Annotated in this window: 16 protein-coding genes; 6 read left to right on the top strand and 10 right to left on the bottom strand. The window is 33.8% G+C overall.

Annotation, left to right across the window (positions count from 1 at the left end; all coding sequences use genetic code 11):
• Position 1: 1 nt before the first annotated feature.
• From ACEN2N_RS08495 to ACEN2N_RS08475, 5 genes are all read right to left on the bottom strand, one after another.
• Positions 2 to 847, bottom strand: coding sequence for an ATP cone domain-containing protein (locus ACEN2N_RS08495; RefSeq protein WP_441823926.1), 846 nt, complete (start codon positions 845 to 847; stop codon positions 2 to 4).
• Between the two features lies 1 nt (position 848).
• A complete protein-coding gene (locus tag ACEN2N_RS08490) occupies positions 849 to 1,748 on the bottom strand; it encodes a mechanosensitive ion channel family protein (RefSeq protein ID WP_441823925.1) in 900 nt (299 codons plus the stop codon).
• Positions 1,749 to 1,878: 130 nt separating this feature from the next.
• Positions 1,879 to 2,718 (bottom strand): universal stress protein, encoded by an 840-nt coding sequence (locus ACEN2N_RS08485; RefSeq protein WP_441823924.1) that lies wholly within the window; start codon positions 2,716 to 2,718, stop codon positions 1,879 to 1,881.
• 64 nt (positions 2,719 to 2,782) lie between these two features.
• Positions 2,783 to 3,631, bottom strand: coding sequence for a universal stress protein (locus ACEN2N_RS08480; protein ID WP_441823923.1), 849 nt, complete (start codon positions 3,629 to 3,631; stop codon positions 2,783 to 2,785).
• Between the two features lie 5 nt (positions 3,632 to 3,636).
• Entirely contained in the window at positions 3,637 to 4,470 is an 834-nt protein-coding gene (locus ACEN2N_RS08475) for a universal stress protein (protein WP_441823922.1), read from the bottom strand.
• A gap of 109 nt (positions 4,471 to 4,579) precedes the next feature.
• On the opposite strand from ACEN2N_RS08475, the gene ACEN2N_RS08470 reads away from it, so the two are divergent.
• Positions 4,580 to 4,879 (top strand): thioredoxin family protein, encoded by a 300-nt coding sequence (locus tag ACEN2N_RS08470; protein ID WP_441823921.1) that lies wholly within the window; start codon positions 4,580 to 4,582, stop codon positions 4,877 to 4,879.
• A gap of 32 nt (positions 4,880 to 4,911) precedes the next feature.
• Here the strand turns inward: ACEN2N_RS08470 and ACEN2N_RS08465 are convergent, their stop codons facing one another.
• From ACEN2N_RS08465 to ACEN2N_RS08455, 3 genes are read right to left on the bottom strand one after another with little or no spacing between them, the layout of a single operon-like run.
• Positions 4,912 to 5,751 (bottom strand): universal stress protein, encoded by an 840-nt coding sequence (locus ACEN2N_RS08465; protein WP_441823920.1) that lies wholly within the window; start codon positions 5,749 to 5,751, stop codon positions 4,912 to 4,914.
• Between the two features lie 33 nt (positions 5,752 to 5,784).
• On the bottom strand, positions 5,785 to 6,627 hold the full coding sequence (locus ACEN2N_RS08460; protein ID WP_441823919.1) for a universal stress protein: 843 nt from the start codon (positions 6,625 to 6,627) through the stop codon (positions 5,785 to 5,787).
• 16 nt (positions 6,628 to 6,643) lie between these two features.
• Positions 6,644 to 7,489, bottom strand: coding sequence for a universal stress protein (locus tag ACEN2N_RS08455; RefSeq protein ID WP_441823918.1), 846 nt, complete (start codon positions 7,487 to 7,489; stop codon positions 6,644 to 6,646).
• Between the two features lie 315 nt (positions 7,490 to 7,804).
• Between ACEN2N_RS08455 and ACEN2N_RS08450 the strand changes: the two genes are divergently transcribed.
• Both ACEN2N_RS08450 and upp read left to right on the top strand, forming a co-directional pair.
• Positions 7,805 to 8,566, top strand: a complete 762-nt coding sequence (locus ACEN2N_RS08450) for an SDR family NAD(P)-dependent oxidoreductase (protein ID WP_441823917.1) — start codon at positions 7,805 to 7,807, stop codon at positions 8,564 to 8,566.
• Positions 8,567 to 8,676: 110 nt separating this feature from the next.
• The gene (gene upp / locus ACEN2N_RS08445) at positions 8,677 to 9,330 is read left to right on the top strand and encodes a uracil phosphoribosyltransferase (RefSeq protein ID WP_441823916.1); all 654 of its coding nucleotides are present in this window, start codon (positions 8,677 to 8,679) and stop codon (positions 9,328 to 9,330) included.
• Here the strand turns inward: upp and ACEN2N_RS08440 are convergent.
• A complete protein-coding gene (locus ACEN2N_RS08440) occupies positions 9,325 to 11,838 on the bottom strand; it encodes a cation-translocating P-type ATPase (RefSeq protein ID WP_441823915.1) in 2,514 nt (837 codons plus the stop codon). The genes upp and ACEN2N_RS08440 overlap by 6 nt on opposite strands.
• 170 nt (positions 11,839 to 12,008) lie before the next feature.
• On the opposite strand from ACEN2N_RS08440, the gene ACEN2N_RS08435 reads away from it, so the two are divergent.
• Complete coding sequence (locus ACEN2N_RS08435) at positions 12,009 to 12,734, top strand: RNA polymerase sigma factor (protein WP_441823914.1); 726 nt, start codon at positions 12,009 to 12,011, stop codon at positions 12,732 to 12,734.
• A 65-nt stretch (positions 12,735 to 12,799) separates the two neighbouring features.
• Here the strand turns inward: ACEN2N_RS08435 and ACEN2N_RS08430 are convergent, their stop codons facing one another.
• Complete coding sequence (locus ACEN2N_RS08430) at positions 12,800 to 13,261, bottom strand: pyridoxamine 5'-phosphate oxidase family protein (protein ID WP_441823913.1); 462 nt, start codon at positions 13,259 to 13,261, stop codon at positions 12,800 to 12,802.
• A gap of 269 nt (positions 13,262 to 13,530) precedes the next feature.
• Between ACEN2N_RS08430 and ACEN2N_RS08425 the strand changes: the two genes are divergently transcribed.
• Entirely contained in the window at positions 13,531 to 15,795 is a 2,265-nt protein-coding gene (locus ACEN2N_RS08425) for an alpha-L-fucosidase (RefSeq protein ID WP_441823912.1), read from the top strand.
• Between the two features lie 287 nt (positions 15,796 to 16,082).
• Complete coding sequence (locus ACEN2N_RS08420) at positions 16,083 to 18,230, top strand: VIT and vWA domain-containing protein (protein ID WP_441823911.1); 2,148 nt, start codon at positions 16,083 to 16,085, stop codon at positions 18,228 to 18,230.
• Positions 18,231 to 18,331 lie beyond the last annotated feature (101 nt).

Raw genomic sequence — 18,331 nt, 5'->3', positions numbered from 1 at the left:
CTTAATGATTATTACATAGTTGTGATATTTCGTCTAGAATTTTTGTTTTACGTGTGTTAGAAAAACCAAGATGATCTAGGTAAAACTTGTCTTTTATGAGTTGTCTGCACAGAACTACATTTCTACTTAAAAGAAATTGTTTTTCTCTATTAGAGAGTAAGCTAGAGACCGTAATAGGGTAGAGCCCAAGCCGATCTATTCTATCTTTTAGTCCGTCGTCTTTTGGGAAATCCCAACTTAAAAGATAGAGGTCTGCACATTTACCATAATCTATGGCATCTTGAGTAAATCTAGTATTGGTTACCACCCAACCTATATTTAATGGTCTATTATTTTTATTTGTTACCCAATGCGCTTTTACATCATTATATCTCGAATGTATATAAAGCGGGATTTTAACATTGCAATTACGCCCTTCTTCGTTGTGAAATTTACATTCTATAATAGTAACGGTATCATTTTTTTCTGCTACAACATCAATTTCATGGGTAACACAGTCACCGTTTAAAATAACACCAACTTTTACCCCGTAACCTGAGTATTTTAGTATTTCGGCAATAAAACGTTCGAATGGAAAACCGGTTGGACCCAATTCGTAGATTGCCTTTTTAAGTTTGTATTTAGAGGCGAATACGGTTTTGTGTTTTTTAAGTAAAGCATACGCTCTATTATAGATTTCATTAGTGGTAATACCTTCAAAAAGCTCATCATTTACCTTACTTACAATATCTTCAACCACTTCATGATTTGCTCCACTATGCTTCAATGAATTACGAAGTTTGTCTAACGAGAACTTCATTTTCTGCCCAGAAGATTTTATTATGTCAATAGATTCTATCGTATCCATATTACTTTTTTAAATTAACCTCAATAGGTGGTATTTCTAATAATTGTAGGGTGGTAGAAGCTAAGTTTACTTTACCATTGGTTTTCGAAATTGCTTGTACTATATGTTGAAATAGGGTATGTTTTGTATTTCTTCTTCTTTTATAATCTGTAATATAACGTAGGTTTAACTGAACCCAATTATCAGTTAGGTTCATCGCTATAGTTGGTTCAATGGTAGCGTCTTCAATGTAATAATGCGCCACCATTTCTTCCCACTTCGCTTTAGATTTTTTAGTATAGTCGCAAAGCAGCTCATTGGCACTGTCCATGATTATGGTTTTAGCTAACTCAGCGTCTGATGTATAGGTGATAAGTATATTGAGTTCATCCCAAACGAAAGGAAAATCCATTGAGTAATTTTTTATAGGACCTTTAAAAACAAATGCGTTACTGATTTTTACTATTCTACCAGAATAATTATCACTGCTTACCCATTCTCCAATTTCCATGATAGTAGTGTAAATACTGTCAATATCAATTACATCACCTTTTATATTATTGATTTCGATACGATCGCCAGGTTTGTATACCCGAACAAAAAAAATATAGAAAGAGCCTGCGATACTTAGAATCAATTCTTGTAGTGTAAAGGTGATACCAGCGGTAAATAAGCCAATTATTATGGTATAATCTTTTATACTGTCAACAGTAAAAGCCATTAGAACTAAGAATATTATAAGTACGTAACCTATAAGTTCAACACCCTTTTGAGCTTTGTATCTAATTGAAATATCTTCAATTCTCTTTTTAAGAGTTTTTCTTATAAAGCTGATAATGAAGATGATAAAAAATATCCAAGCAATTAGCTTAACTGCTTTAATTAGCGTGGTATTTTCTAATAAGTTCGAAAATGTATCCATTTAATTTATTTAAAAAAACCGCCAATGAAGCGAATTCTTTGACGGTTTAACTTTAGACATCAACCAACCAAAGATGTCTAAAATGTTTTATGAATTTTATCTGTTGGTACCTGTCAATTCTATTAATATATTAATGTAATGCTAGAATAGGTACATCGCTATCATAGCCAATTTCTTTAATTAATGGTCTAGAGAAAACATTACCAAAAAAGAAATGTTTGCGATTTATGAAAGACACCATATCACTTTCTCTACTTTCAATGAAGCTCTGTATACCTTTGCCCAAATTCTTTTCGGTAAGTGTGTGAAATTGGTGTGCAGTCTCACTCAATATAGATGCTAATAATTGCTTATTGCTTAATTGAGTTTCGGTAAGTTCTTTATTTTTTTCAAGATGTAAAATGGCAATTTCGGCATTGTGCATTTTTGCCAATTCTATGAGGTATCTAAATTCTGATCGTTTATAGGCATCTTTAAAATCTGTCGGAAAAACAATTTCTTTCGGTGACATAAAAGAAACATGTTCAGGTATAGCGAGTACAGGGCACTCTCTTATTTTTTCCATAGCCATAACCGTGTTACTACCAAATAGAACACCTTTTGATCCTGTAGCACCTTTGGTACCCATGGCAACTAAATCGATATCTTTTTCGGCTATCAGGTTTTTAATAGCTTCTGAAAGATAATTAGAGGAAGATACGGTGTAATAATTATGTTTAGGGTTGTCTATATGTAAAGCCAAAGTATCAATTAACTTAACAAAGTTCTTTTCAGAATCTTGTTTTGCCTGTTCAAATTCAGCACTGCCCTCTTCGGGTATATTTAGACTATTAGTAGTGTATTTTTCAAAACTGAAAACATTTAAAAGATAGAAGTCGCAGTTTAATTTAGCGTATAAATCAATAGTATATCTAATTGCGTTTAAGGCATTTTTAGAAAAATCGGTAGGTATTAGAATACGCTTATTCATTGTAAAATGATTTAGATTGTTCTATAAAAATATAATCTTGGCAATTAAATTACTATGATAAATATCAGTCTTGTACCGGTAGAATAAGAAACGGAACAGTTGCGTAGATACTTAAATCCATAATTACGGGTTCGTGTAAAAAACGCTCAAAGAATTTTCTTCTATGATAAGACATGGCCAGCATACTTATCTCTCGTTCGGCTATAAAATCTTGTATAACATTTGCCTTGTCGGCATAGTTCCAAATCTCATCATAGCTATGCGGTGTATTTAGTAAGCAGGTATCTAATAGTTTTTGGTTAGACACTTGTTTAGATGTCATTAGTTCTTCTTCATTAATGTGCAGAACAGCAACAGATGCGTCTGAAATTTCTGCGATATTTAGCAGCATTGAAATCGAACTTTTAGTACATCCTTTTTTATAATCGGTAACAAAAGCGATTTCTTCAATAGGCTTAAAAGCAATTTCTCTCGGTATAGCCAGAATCGGGCAGGTTGTAATAGTATTTGCAATTTGTATGGTGTTGCTGCCCATAAATAACTCTTTGGCGCCCGTTTTACCTTTGTTGCCCATGACCACCAAATCAATATCATGACTTTCTATTGTTTTTGAGATAACACTAGCAAGACTACCTTTACTTGAAATGGTATTGAATTGATGTATCGTATTACCAGTATCAAGTATTATTTTATGTTCTGTTTTTGTTAAATTTTCTTGAGATAGGTTTTGTAAATTATCCATCTCTTTCTGCCCTTTTAATAGCGCATTTTTTGCACTCAGTACAAGATCATCATAAGCATGAACTATATGAAAATTACATTTGGTAGATGCAAATATTTTGGTGGCGTAAAAAAGTGCATTGTAGGCTTCATTAGAAAAATCTGTGGCTACAAGTATGTTTTTAATGTTCATAGTTTTTATTGAGGAATTACTAAAAATGGTATTGTTACATGAAAGCCGATTTTCTTAATTACCGGCTCAATAAACAAGCGTTCTAAAAAGGTATGCTTGTTTTGTACCATGACTAATAAGTTTATTTTTTGCTTCATCTGAAATTCATTAATTGCCGCTATAATCTCATTACTACTTACATCATGAAAAAATCCGCTTTCAGATAATACTTTAGCTAGTTGTTTTTTATTTTTTTCTTGAACAGGAGTAAGGTCGTCACCAGTATATACATGCATAACGTTTACCTGAGATACATGAGAATTGGTAATCTTTAGCAATTGAGCCAAGCTTTTTTTATCTAGTGCTACTTCAAAATCATTAGGAAAAAGTATTTGTTCGGGTACTTCAAATTCAAAACCAGATGGTATGACCAAAACTGGGCATTTGGCATTTTTAATTACATGAACCGTATTAGTACCCAATAAAATTTCTTTTGCACCAGTTGCGCCTTGCGTGCCCATTACTACTATATCAATGCCTTCAGCCTCAACAGTTCTAGTAACTTCGCTAGAAAGTACATTTAGAGCAGAATGTGTAATGAAAGTATGTAAAGGATTATCAAATTCTTTTAGTAATTTCTCTTTGAGGTTTTCAAGATTTTCTTGCGAGTTTTGCTGTACAATATCTCCAAGACCTATTTGCGCCGGACTCCCCATTAAATATTCTGTATGGTATACGGGTGGCATGTAGCTATTTAATAGATAAAAAGTACATTTTAAATCTTTGTACAATTTAAGTGCGTAACTTATTGCTGTAAAAGAATTTTCAGAAAAATCTGTGGGTAGTAGAATTCGGGTCATAAGACTATAATTTTATACTTTAAAATTAAGTACGCTGAGTAATTAATAGTATGACATTCGTCATCTCGGATTTATTAATTATTTATTATTATGTAATAAAAGTATATCTATGAAGAAGAAATTTAAAAAGAGCATAGCCTCAGATACTCCTACATTGGTTTACTTTTATGCGCCATGGTGTGCACCTTGCAAATTATTGAGACCTGTTATAGAACAGGTAATAGAAGAGTTTGTAGATGTAATAAAAAGCATTGAAATAGATGTAGAGGTGAAACTAGGAATAGTTAAAAGATATAAAATTAAAGGAGTGCCGACTTTAATACTTTTTAAAAACGGTACGCCTCTTTGGAGGCATACCGGTGTAATGCCGATCGAAGATATAAGAACAGTTATAAAAGAGCATATTTAAGACAATACTCAATTTTAAATGACTTTTAAATTTTATTCATGAATGACCAAGAATGGCACTTTTGTATGATAGCTAATTTTCTCGACAGTAGGTCTAAATAGAATACGCTCTAAAAAATTAAGGTTTTTGGCGACCATTATCAGCATATCTAGATCTCTACTTTCTGTAAAACATTGAACAGATTCATCTATATGTTTCCCTGTAACTTCGTGAAAGGTGCATTCCATATCCTTATAATAATCAAGTAATAAATTTTTAATTTTTAATTGATTGGTACTTAGTTCTTCTCCCTTGCTAGAAACATATAACAATCGTAAAGCAGATTTTTTTAGTAGTATAATATCCTTAATGGTGTCTAGTATTCTTACATCATAGAATAAATTTAAATCAGACGGAAAACCTATTTCCGATATTTTTGAATATGTAGCATCTTCGGGTACGGCCAATAACGTGCAAGGTACTTTTGTTATTACATTACCGGTATTACTACCAATAGACACAGATTTAAGACCAGATGCCCCTTTTGTACCCATTATTATGAGCTCAATATTCTTTTCTTTGACCAAATCTTTAAGTTGATCTGTTAAAAAACCATAGATAGCTTTAAAATGAAATTTGTGCTTAACGTTTAATGGTAGTTGTTCTATTTTTTTACTAAGTACTTTAAGTTGTTGTTTACTCTCAGCTAATATAGTATCCTCAAGAATATCTGGTGCAATGTACATTGCGGCTTCACCACTAACATTGGTATCTATCGCATTAACATGAACAATATGAAAGGTGCAGTGCGTTTTCTGGTAAAAAGAAATTCCGTACACCAATGCATTCCAAGCGTTATCTGAGAAATCTGTAGGTATTAGTATATTTTTCATTGTAATAATTTAAATATTAGAAAAGATGATATTTTATTGGGGTAAGAATAGTACCGGAATTTTAGAATGAAAAGCTATTTTTTTAACGACAGGTTCGCCAATAACATTTTCCCAAAAGGTATGTTGATGTCTTATAATACTTAATAAGCTAGACTCTTTGTCTTTGGCATACAGGTCAATACTCTTAGAAATATTGTTTTCAAAAGGTATATTCTTAAATTTAATATCGAACCCAGATAAGCGTTCTTTTAATATTTCTTTATGAGCATCTTGGTTATCGTTCAAATTAAACTCTATAGCCACATGTACTATTTCAATATTGGCATTCCAAAGCTTATTAAGCTCGATAATAGGGTCAAATAAATTTTTGGTGTAGGGTGCGCTAAAATCAGTTGCGAAAAGTATTGACTTTAAGCTTTGAAAATTAAAACCGGTCGGTACCACAAGAATGGGAATGCTTTTTATTAGATTTAATACTTTTACCGTGTTACTACCTAAGAAAACTTCTTTGGCACCAGTGGCACCTTGTGTACCCATAATTAGCATGTCGATATCATTTTCGTTCAGTACAGACTCCACTGCATCTTCTAAATTTCCTGGTTTTGATAACGTCGTAAATTGGTGCTTTGCGTTTTTGTGGTTTATTTTAAGGTATGAAAGCATTTCTTCTAACTCTTTTTCCGAGTATTTAGAAAGCGAATCATATATAACACCAAGTCTCTGTTGGGTTTTAGAACCCATCAGGTTTACTGGCGAAGGTTCAAAAGCGTGCAATAGGTAAAAGTGACACTCTACATCTGTGTATATTTTTAAGGCCGTAAAAATGGCGTTCCAAGCATTATCTGAGAAATCTGTAGTAATGAGTATCTTTTTCATAGCAGTATAATTTTAGTTAGCGGGGTAAGTTTTGCATGACCATAAACGGTATGGTAGGTGCAAGACCAATTTCATCAATAGTAGACTGGTACAACATATCTTCTAAAAATGAATGTCTAGAGTTGACCATTACAAGCAAATCGATATCGTTCTCTTTAATATATTCAGTAATCGCATTTGCCCTATTATGAACACCAGTTCTTACAAATGATAATCTAGCATTTGGTAAAGATTCTTCTAAGAATTTTTTGTTATCTAGTTGTCTAAGGCTCAAATCTTCAAAATCAGAAATATATAGACTATGAATTTCTGCCTTGAATTCTGCAGCCATATTATCTAGCAGTTTCAATTCTCGACGTTTATAGGGAAGCATATAGTTGCTTGGAAAAAGTATTTTTTTGGGCTGATTGTAGTCATATTGGTCCGGAACCGCCAAAACCGGACATTTTACATATTTAAAAACTTGTACCGTGTTGCTGCCAAAAGTAATTTTAGAATTAGCGGTTTTACCTTTGGTGCCCATTATTATTAAATCAATATTTTTTGAGTCTGCAAAGTCATTAATGGCATCTACTAAAGATTCAAATGAGGATACAGCTTCGTATGTGTGTAGCGGATTATGAGTTTTTGTTTGTGTATCTGATATAAGCTTGTTTAATTTATTCTCAGAATCTTTGGCAATACTATTCTTTTGTTTATCAAAAGTTTCTTTATCCACATTATGATAAGGACCATATACTTCATCTGCATATGCATGCACAAAGAAAAAATTGGAACGCTCACATTTAAATACATTTAGGGCGTATGATATAGCGTGGTCTGCATTTTCTGAAAAGTCAGTAGGTATGAGAATATTTTTCATGGCTTATCTTTTTAATCACTCTAAATGTATTTGACCATGTAAAAAATTCCTATGATAAATATCATGCGGTAAATAGACAAGTGCTGTTTATCTAGTTAAATCTTGAAGTAAAGACTTAGAGTAGAGGCGAATAGGACATTAAACACTTCAGTTTTATTTATTTGTCCAATAAGAAGTGTTTTTTGGTCTATCTCTTTGAATGAGCTCACAGCAAAACTCTTCAATACTGATATTCGTCATAGCCATTGTTTTTTACGGAGCGTACATTAGTGAAGGATTTTAATATAGTATCTAAAAACAGTAAAATATCAAGCAATGAATAGATTAGAAAATAAAGTTTCAGTTATTACCGGAGGAACCGGAGGAATTGGTATTGCAACGGCCCACCTTTTTTTAGAACAAGGGGCAAAGGTTGTTTTAGTTGATATTGATGCCAAAGCCATTGATAAAGCCCGCACTAAATTTAATGACAAGAATATATCTTTTTTTCAAGCCGATGTTTCAAAGAAAGAGGATACTATAAACTTTTTAAATCATGCCTTAAAAACTTTTGGTAAAATAGATATCTTCTTTGCCAATGCCGGTATAGAGGGTACATCAAGTCCTATTTCAGAGTATCCAGAGGATATTTTCGATAAGGTAATAGCGGTAAACTTGAAAGGGGTATGGTTGGGCTGTCAATATATTCTTCCGAAGATGGAAGTTGGCGGTAGTGTCATCATTACTTCATCGGTTGCAGGCTTAAAAGGTTTTGCAGGGTTGGGAGCATATGTTGCTACAAAACATGCCGTTGTTGGGATAATGAAAGTTGCCGCTATAGAGAACGCAGCACGAAAAATTCGTGTAAATACCATACATCCCGGTCCTGTTGACAATGAAATGATGCGTAGAATAGAAAGTGATATGTCACCAGATAGTCCTCAAGAGGTTAAAGATGGTTTTATTGCGAAAGTACCTTTTGATCGTTATGCTACCTCAAAAGAAATAGGTGAACTTGCCTTGTTTTTAGCTTCAGATGAAAGTAAATTCATTACAGGTTGTACACATGTTGTTGATGGAGGTATGGTAAATGCATAATTTGTATTAGAATATTATTTTTTTGTAAAACTTGATATTGTAAATGACAACCTTTATAATTTCAGGTTTTATTTTTGAAAACAGTACCTTAGAAAATAAAACAAGTATAGATGACTATTCATAATTTAGGCGACGAAAATTCAATTCTCAATCAGTTTATTTCAGAAATACGAGACTCACAGATTCAAAAAGATTCTATGCGTTTTCGTAGAAATATAGAACGGATAGGGGAGGTATTAGGTTATGAATTTAGTAAAGCGCTTTCATACAATTCTAAAAATGTAGAAACGCCGCTTGGTGTTAAGTCTATAGATTTGATTAAAGATCAAGTGGTTATATGTTCTATTTTAAGAGCAGGTTTACCTTTACATCAAGGACTTTTAAATTATTTTGACACTGCAGAAAACGGATTCATATCTGCATTTAGAAAGCATGAGGGCGATGAAGATGATTTTGAGGTAATCGTCAACTATTTTGCGGCACCATCGTTAGAAGGTAAGGTACTTGTACTTACAGATCCTATGTTAGCTACAGGCAGGACTTTAGAAAATGTTCTTGAGGGGTTAAAAAAGCACGGAATACCCAAACAAATTCATATCGTTTCGGTGATTGGATCGCAAGAAGGCATTGATTTTATTGAGAACATTTTCCCTCAGAATACACATTTATGGATCTCGGCAATAGACCCAGAATTAAATGCTCGAGGTTATATTATACCAGGTATCGGTGATGCCGGCGATTTGGCATATGGTCAAAAACTATGATGATATGTTCTTTTTAGAACGCTTTATCCATTTTACAAATTCATACCAAAGTACAGAAACTGCACCTATAAGAATAGTCATTCCCAATTGAGATATCGATAAATCTTCAAATTCAAAAAAGCGGGTTAATGCAGGTGCATATAACATTGCTAGTGCAAGTATGACAGTTAGACCTATCATTATCGGAACCAAATTATTTTTGTATTTCAGGGTGGTGAAAATGGAATAATAAAAAGAACGGTTCACCAAGGTCAAAAATATATTCGCAAATATTAAAACCATAAATACCATGGAGCGAGTAGTATTTTCAGAGAACCCAAGAGCTACTGTATATTGGTAAATAACTAATGCTCCAATCGTTATGGATAAACCTTGTATAACACTTGTAGTTAGTTCTTTAAAGTTAAAAAAAGTAGTAGAAAAAGGTCTTGGTTTTTTGAACATGAAATTCTTCTCTAGAGGTTCATTTTCAAAGATGATAGAACATGTAGGTCCCATAATCAATTCTAAAATTATGACATGAGATGGTGAGAAAATATTCGGATAAATCCACCGTAAAGCCAAGGGTATAAATACGGTAAGAATAATTGGTATGTGTATAGAAATGATATACTGAATTGCCTTTTTCAGGTTGGTATATATTTTTCGCCCCATGGCAACGGCATCAACCATTCTAGATAGATCATCATCAATCAAAATAAGAGAAGCCGCTTGCTTCGCTATTTCGGTTCCTTTTTTACCCATGGCGATACCAATATGCGATGCTTTTAAAGCAGGGCCGTCATTTACACCGTCGCCAGTCATTGCTACTACCTCATTGTTTTTCTTTAATGCATTTACGATTCTCAATTTCGCATCGGGGAACATTCTAGAGAATACGTTAATATGCTTTACTTTCTCTTGTAATTCGGCATCTGTAAGTTGCATTAACTCATCTCCAGAAATACATTTCTCGTATCCTTTAAAATTAATCTGTTTTGCTATTGCCATCGCTGTATTTGCATTATCACCTGTAACCAGTTTTACTTGTATACCGGCATTGTCAAAGTCCTGCAGTACTTGTGAGATGTTTTCTTTTGGTGGATCATAGAAAGCAATAATACCCTTAAAATCAAATTTAAAATCTTGCTGGGCTTTCGGGTAATTTTCCCCTTCGAATATCGCTCTACCTACCGCAAGCATTCTATAACCGTCTTTACCTAATTCTGTAAGTGTGTTTTGAATGATTTCAATTTCAGAAGTAGTAAGATTTGATACTGCTATAATAGCTTCGGGCGCACCTTTTGCGGCAATAATTTGGTGACCCTCTTTATTTTGAAAAACATGCGTCATCATTGGCGGCTTACCACCTAAAGGGTATTCATGAACCATTTTATAATTTGGGCGCTCATCGTTATCGGTTAGTTTTCCGTATTCATTATGTATGGCAATTTCCATTGGGTCGAATGGTATAGGCTCACTTGCCCACATAGAAGTTGTTATAAGCTCTTTCTCATTGATGCCTAATATATTTCTAGTGTTTACTATGGCACCGGTCTTTAAGGTAAACAGTTTGGCTAAAGCCATTTTATTCTGGGTAATGGTACCTGTTTTATCAGTGCAAATAACAGTCGCACTGCCTAAAGTTTCAACTGTCTTCATCTGTTTTACCACAATTCCCATTTTCATTAATCGCCATGCGCCTAATGCCATAAAAGTGGTAAATGCAACAGGAATTTCTTCTGGTAAAATACTCATGGCTAAGGTCAATGCCTTTAGTAAACTGTCGAGTACAATACCAGAACGCAGGTAATTTATTACCCAAACTAGTAGAAATATAACGCCGCCCCAGATGGACATTAATTTTACGAAGTTGAAAATTTTCAGTTCTAAAGGTGTTTTTTCTTCAGTGATATCTTCAAGGCTTTTCCCTATTTTTCCGAGTTTGGTTAAGTTTCCAATAGCCTTAATTTTGGCAATTGCCAATCCGCTAGCAACAGTGCTTCCTGTGAAAATTATATTATCTGTACTTGTAGCATCCTTATATACAGAAAGAGACTCACCGGTTAATATTGATTCATTCACAGAAAAATCATTTGAGTGAACTATAAAACCATCCGCAGAAATGGTAGTGCCTTCTTCAACCATAAGAAAATCACCAACAACAATATCTTGGCTATCAATTTCTATAACGGCACCATTGCGTATTACCTTGCTTTTTGGGTGGGTAAGATTTTCGAGATTTTCTAAAGCCTTTCTGCTTCTAGAGTCTTGATATAACGATATTGAACCAACAAGAACAATGGCAGACGCCAAGAAAACGCCGTCACCCCAATTACCGGTTATAAAATATATGGATGAAGCAATAAGTAACAATATAACCATGGGCTCTTTAGCGATGCTTTTTAGGGCATTTAAAAAGCTATTTTCTTTCTTATAATTAAAAGAATTTAAGCCGTGTTCTTTTTTAGAAGTATCAACCTGTTGGTCTGTGAGTCCGGTAATTCCAAAATCTTCAGGATTGATCATGGGCTAGTTTTAGTTCAATTTTAATTAAGTAGTACTAAAGTATCTGAAATCTTTAGGTATCTCACTGACATTTATCATATGATTTACACTTAGTAGTTTGCAATTTTATAGTGTAATAATCTTAAAAGTAAACTATAATGGAAGCTGCCATGAATGATATAAAGATAATAATGAAAGAAACATATTCTAGATTAGTTACTTACAAGCGTAAAGAAAATCGAGAATCGTTTAATAAAGAACTTTTAAAAGTGTTGCCTCAAATTTACAGGTACGTTTCTAAAAGATTGAATAGTGCTGTAGCCAATGGTAAGTTAAATAAAGGTATGTTCAACCCAAGCGATTTTACAGATCAACTGTTTATTGAGGTATATGATAATATAGATGATATAAAAAGTGAAAACGAGTTACATGTATTTCTATTTAAAAAAGTCGATGAGCTATTAGAAGATAGTTTGGTAGAGGAGGAGTTTGATCATGTCTTTTTTGATAATATAGATACCTATTCAAAACCAGAATGGGATGCTATGGAAGAAAATTACACCCAAGATGGCGATGGCGATTTTTTACTTTTAGAAGAGATGGATGATAAATCTTTAGATAAAAGCAACTATTCTCTTAACCACGTGTTTATAACCGAAGAAGAAAAGAAACTAGCAGATAAGTTAGACGCCAATTTAGACAAAGAACGGATATATAACCATATACAGTTGGTGTTAGATAAAATGAACTTACCCATGAGAACGGTATTTGAACTTTTTACGAACGAAGGTTTAACTACGGAAGAAATAGCCGATATACGAAAAACAACATTGGCAAAAGTAGAAGAATTATTGTCTTCGGCACGCCAGATTTTAAAGGATAGTTTTGAAAAACGGTTTCTCTATGAAAGTAACTAAACATGAAAAAGCTCTCATTAAAATGAGAGCTTTTTTTATACTATTTAAAGTGATTTCAATAATGACTAGTTATCGGTAATTCTAATTTTACCCGTTAGTTCGTTCATGTGAATTCGAAAAACAATAGGTGCATCTTCGGCATCAATTTTTGCAGAAAACTCACTAATGTATCTCGGGTGTTCTCCAAAATTATCGGAGAGCACTTTTTTAACTCCTTCCGAAAATTTATGTAACATGTGCTTGGCATCGATACGAGAAAGTTCTTCAAAATTACCTTGAACCAATACAGATTTCCAATTTGAAATGGAAGCAATCTCATCTATAGACAGACACACTGCCGTGTTTTTTCTCATTTCTTGAATCTTATGTCCTTCAGAAGAATAGCTTGTTATGGTATTGGTTTCTGAATCGTAGAAATACGTAATAGGTACAATATATGGGCATCCGCCAGATATATATGCCAGTCTGCCAATATAGTTTTGCTCTAACAAGACTTCACATTCTTTATTATCTAAATTTCTTCTCATGACCTATTGTTGTTTGTTGATGCGATAAAAGTATAAATCATTGAATTAGTGATACATGATATTCGTCAGTTATAATACAACTACCATTAAATCTTGATATCAGAGGACAATATCTATGGTTAAGCTTTATTTTTAATAATTACTTTTTTGAGAGAAATGTTAAGCTCTTTTAGAGTACTAGTAATAGATATAGCTTTCCAAAAAAAAGAATAGATTTGAAGTTGTTCTTACTTTGTAATTGTAATCAAAAGAAATCAAATACCAAACTAATGACCAAACCAACAACAAAGAGTTTTATCACCGTTTTACAAATTACCGTTCTGGTACTATTTTTTTCTTCATGTACCAATAATTTAAAGCAAGCTATATTGTTGCCAACAGCTAATACTATCCCAATTGATGACGATGATTCAAGAGATTCTGTTCTTCTAAAAGCAGCACATGTAATTCCATCAGAAAATCAAATGAATGCGCTTAAAGATGAATTTATAGCTTTTGTACATTTTGGACCAAACACTTTTACAAAACTGGAATGGGGAAATGGAATGGAAGACCCAGCGGTTTTTAATCTTAAAAATTTAGATACTGACCAGTGGTGCAGAGCAATGAAGGATGCCGGTATGAAAAAGGTGATAATAACTGCAAAACATCACGATGGTTTTGTGTTATGGCAAAGTAGGTATACCAAACATGGGGTGATGTCTTCACCTTTTGAAGATGGTAAAGGAGATATTTTAAAAGAGCTCTCTCTTTCTTGTAAAAAGGTTGGTATGAAATTAGGGGTTTATTTGTCGCCTGCAGATTTATTTCAAATAGAGAGTATAGGGGGGTTATATGGTAATTTAAGTAAGTATACCAAACGAACAATTCCTAGAGAGGTTGAAGGTCGTCCATTTGAAAATAAAACAACGTTTGAATTTGAAGTCGATGACTACAATGAGTATTTCTTAAACCAATTATTTGAATTACTTACCGAATATGGTCCTATTGACGAAGTTTGGTTTGATGGTGCCCATCCCAAGAGAAAAGGCGGGCAACAGTACAAATATAGAGACTGGAAGAAGTTGATTACAGCTTTGGCACCTAACGCGATTGTTTTTGGTAAAGAAGGCACAAGATGGTGTGGTAATGAGGCTGGAGCTACCAGAGATACGGAGTGGAATGCGATACCATATAACGAAGATCCAAGAACAATGAACTTGTTCGCCGATATTACTGGTGAAGATGTTGCTAGTATAGATAAACTAATGGAAGGGAAGTATTTGCATTACCAACCTGCAGAAACAAACACGTCTATTAGAGAGGGTTGGTTTTATAGAAACGATGATGAACAGCAGGTAAGAAACACAGATGATGTTTTTGATATCTACGAAAGGTCTGTTGGTGGCAACTCAATTTTCTTGTTGAACATTCCGCCAAATAGAGAAGGTAGATTTTCTGAGAAAGATGTTAAGGTTTTGCAAGAAACGGGTAAGCGTATTAAGGAAACCTATGGTACTGACTTATTGGAAAAAGCCAAAGGTCCTGTAGAATTATTGGATGCCAATGAGGATACATTTATGGTTTTAGATAATGATAAATTAAAACTTGAGTTTAAACTACCAAAAGAGGCTAAGATCAATAGGTTTGTCATTCAAGAAGATGTTAAACGACATGGTGAGCGTGTATCTAAACATGCATTAGATGTCTGGATAAATGGAGACTGGCAAGAGGTAGTTTCTAGCACAAATATTGGGTATAAAAGAATACTTAGATTTCCTGAGGTGACAACAAATAAATTTCGATTACGCATTTTAGATTATAGGGCTATTCCGGTTCTACAAAATGTTTCAGCGCATTTCTATAAAAGTAGACCGCCCGTTTTAGAGATGCATAGAACAAAATTAGGATTAGTGGAAATAGCACCTAAAATGGCTGATTTTAAATGGAATCCTCATGGTGAAAATGCAAGTAGTAATCTTACTAGGGGAATGAAAATTGTTTATACCACAAACGGTGAGTTACCTTCAGAAAGTTCTACTGAATATAAGGATCCATTCGCATTTGCAAATGGTACGGTAAAGGCTTTTGCAATTATGAACGGTGAAGTAGGCAGTATGTCTGAACACAACTTTGGCTTACTTAAAAATAAGTGGAAAGTAATTGATGATAACGGTTCAGTAACAGAACATAATGGCGATATGCTAATTGATGAAAATAAAGATACTTTTTGGCAGTCTGAAAAGAACCGTATAAATAAACAGTATGTTACTTTAGATTTAGGGGAGAAGACCGATATTAGTGCTTTTAAGTATACACCACCAACGACTGTTTCTACAGGAATGATTCAAAAAGGAATCATTTATGGTAGTTTTGATGGGGAAAATTGGAAAGCAATAGAAAATTTCAAGTTTGGTAATCTTATTAATGATCCTACCCCTAGAATGCATAAGTTTAAAAATTCATTTTCAACACGGTATATTAAGCTAATGGCTTTAGAAATTGCGGGGGCAAGTGATTCTGCAGCCATTGCCGAATTAGATTTTTACAAATAAATTTTATTGACTTTATTTATTGGATTCTACCTTATTTACATGGAGGTAGAATCCATTTTTTTTGCTCCAATTTTTGGCTAATTATTACTTTGTCAGCGCACTACAAGTATCTCTACGTTTCATCTGCACCCAGGCTAAAAATGTATTTTAAAGATTGAATAGTATTTAGACTCTTATTACAATCAACGAATTCTAGTTCAACTCCAACGAATACTAAAAGGCACCCATTTTAAGAGTAGTTCACATTTAGATTTGACTTCAAATAATAATAATCTAAAACTACGATCATGAAACTACTTTACACCTTTTTACTGTGTTGCACCATCTTCACAGGCTTTTCTCAAGATAATGACAGTCCGTATTTATTGGTATCTACAGAAGATGCCGTAATACCTTTAAAGTCTTCAAAAACAGAAGTTGAAATATCTGGTACTATTGCTCATGTTCGGGTAACACAGGTATATCAAAACAAAGGGGCAGGGGCAATAGAAGCTATATATGTATTTCCGCTTTCTACACAATCAGCGGTTCATAAAATGCAGATGACCATTGGCAATAGAATTGTCAATGCCAAAATATTTGAAAAGCAAGAAGCTCAAAAAGTATATGAAACGGCTTTAAGCGAAGGCAAACGAGCAGCGAAGCTAGATCAAGACAGACCCAATGTGTTTAAAATGAATGTGGGTAATATTATGCCTGGTGATGAAATTGCCATAGATATCTATTACACAGAAATATTGGTACCTGTAAATGGGGAATATCAGTTTGTGGCACCAGGTGTTGTGGGTCCCAGGTTTACGGGAGAAAGTGCTCAAAACGAAGAAAGTTTCAATATGCCTTATACGGCAAAGGGTATTGCAGATAGTTTTGATTTTGATATGACAGTAACCCTAAATGCGGCTATGATTATTCAGAATATAAATAGTACAAGTCATAATGTAACTGTAAAGCATCCTAATGCAAAAACAGCAGAAGTCTTTTTATCCGAGGATAATATAAATCCGTCGAACAGAGATTTTATCTTGAATTATAACTTAAGAGGTAATCAAATACAAACAGGATTTTTGATGTATGAAGGGGAAGATGAGAATTTCTTTACCTATCAAATGGAGCCTAGTAAAAATGTACAGTTAGATGATATTCCGTCACGTGAGTACTTGTTTATTGTAGACGTATCAGGTTCTATGAATGGATACCCTTTAGAAGTCTCAAGACAATTAATGCGAAACCTACTTTGCAATTTACGAATGAGCGACACCTTCAATGTTCAGTTATTTGCTTCTAGTTCAACTGTTTTCAGTGCTACACCCGTAGAATCGACAGAGCAGAATATTGAAGCTGCCATTCGTTTTTTATCTGATGGTCAAGGCGGTGGTGGTACCCAATTATTAAGTGCATTACACGAAGCTTATAAATTACCAAGAAAAGATCTGGGTAGTGCGCGTTCAATGGTCATTATTACCGATGGCTATGTAAGTGTTGAAAAAGAAGCTTTTGAGCTGATCAGCACTAATCTAGATAAAGCCAATGTATTCACCTTCGGTATAGGATCTAGCGTGAATAGATATTTAATAGAGGGTATGGCTAAAGTGTCGAACAGCGAATCATTTATTGCAACGACATCAGAAGAAGCGGCAGAAGTTGCTAAAGACTTTGCTAAATACATTTCTACACCATTATTAACACGAGTAAAAATAGAATCAAAAGGTTTTGATATGTATGACCTTGCCCAAAAGAGCATACCAGATGTATTTGCTGCCAGACCAGTTATTGTTCACGGTAAATATAGAGGCAAGGCTGAGGGTAAAATTATTGTAACCGGGTATCAAGGTAAAAAACGATTTAGAGAAGTGTATAATGTATCTGACGGGCATTTAAGTAAGCAAAACAAAGCATTACGTTACTTATGGGCAAGAAAGAAAATAGGGGAGTTAGATGATTACAGCAACTTGTTTAATGAAGACGTAAAAGCAGAAGTAATTGCATTAGGATTGAAATACAACCTACTTACCAACTACACTTCTTTTGTAGCGGTAGATGAAGCCATAGTAAATGAAGATGGCACATTGACCAAAGTGAAGCAACCGTTGCCAATGCCTAATAATGTAAATAATTCAGCCGTTGGTGCAGAAGCTGAGGTAAAAGAAAGTAGCAAGTTCAAGCACACTTTTACCATAGATTTTGAAAACGAAATAGCGAAGAATGTAAAAAGACAATTGACGATGGAGTTCAAAGTAATGTATAGCAAGCTGGTAACAGAATACTTAGAAAAGTATGAAAGCTTGCGCATAAAATTCAATGCACAAGGTAAGGTGATACGTGTAGAGAAATTAGAAAATGGTAGCTGGTTGATAGATGAAACTATACAATCAGAAATGGAGAAAATCAGTTTAAGATCAGTTAATAAAGAAATGACAATAACTCTAAAAAAGTAGGTAGTACCAGTTTTCAGTAAGCAGTTTTAATAAAACGTCTTTGCGAGGCACGAAGCAATCTCTAACTAGTTGGTAGATTACTTCGTGCCTTTTTATAATAT

Source organism: Maribacter spongiicola (assembly GCF_052119685.1).
Taxonomy (GTDB): domain Bacteria; phylum Bacteroidota; class Bacteroidia; order Flavobacteriales; family Flavobacteriaceae; genus Maribacter; species Maribacter spongiicola_A.
Note: the sequence above shows the minus strand (reverse complement) of the source record. Positions and strands in the feature narration are given on the sequence as shown.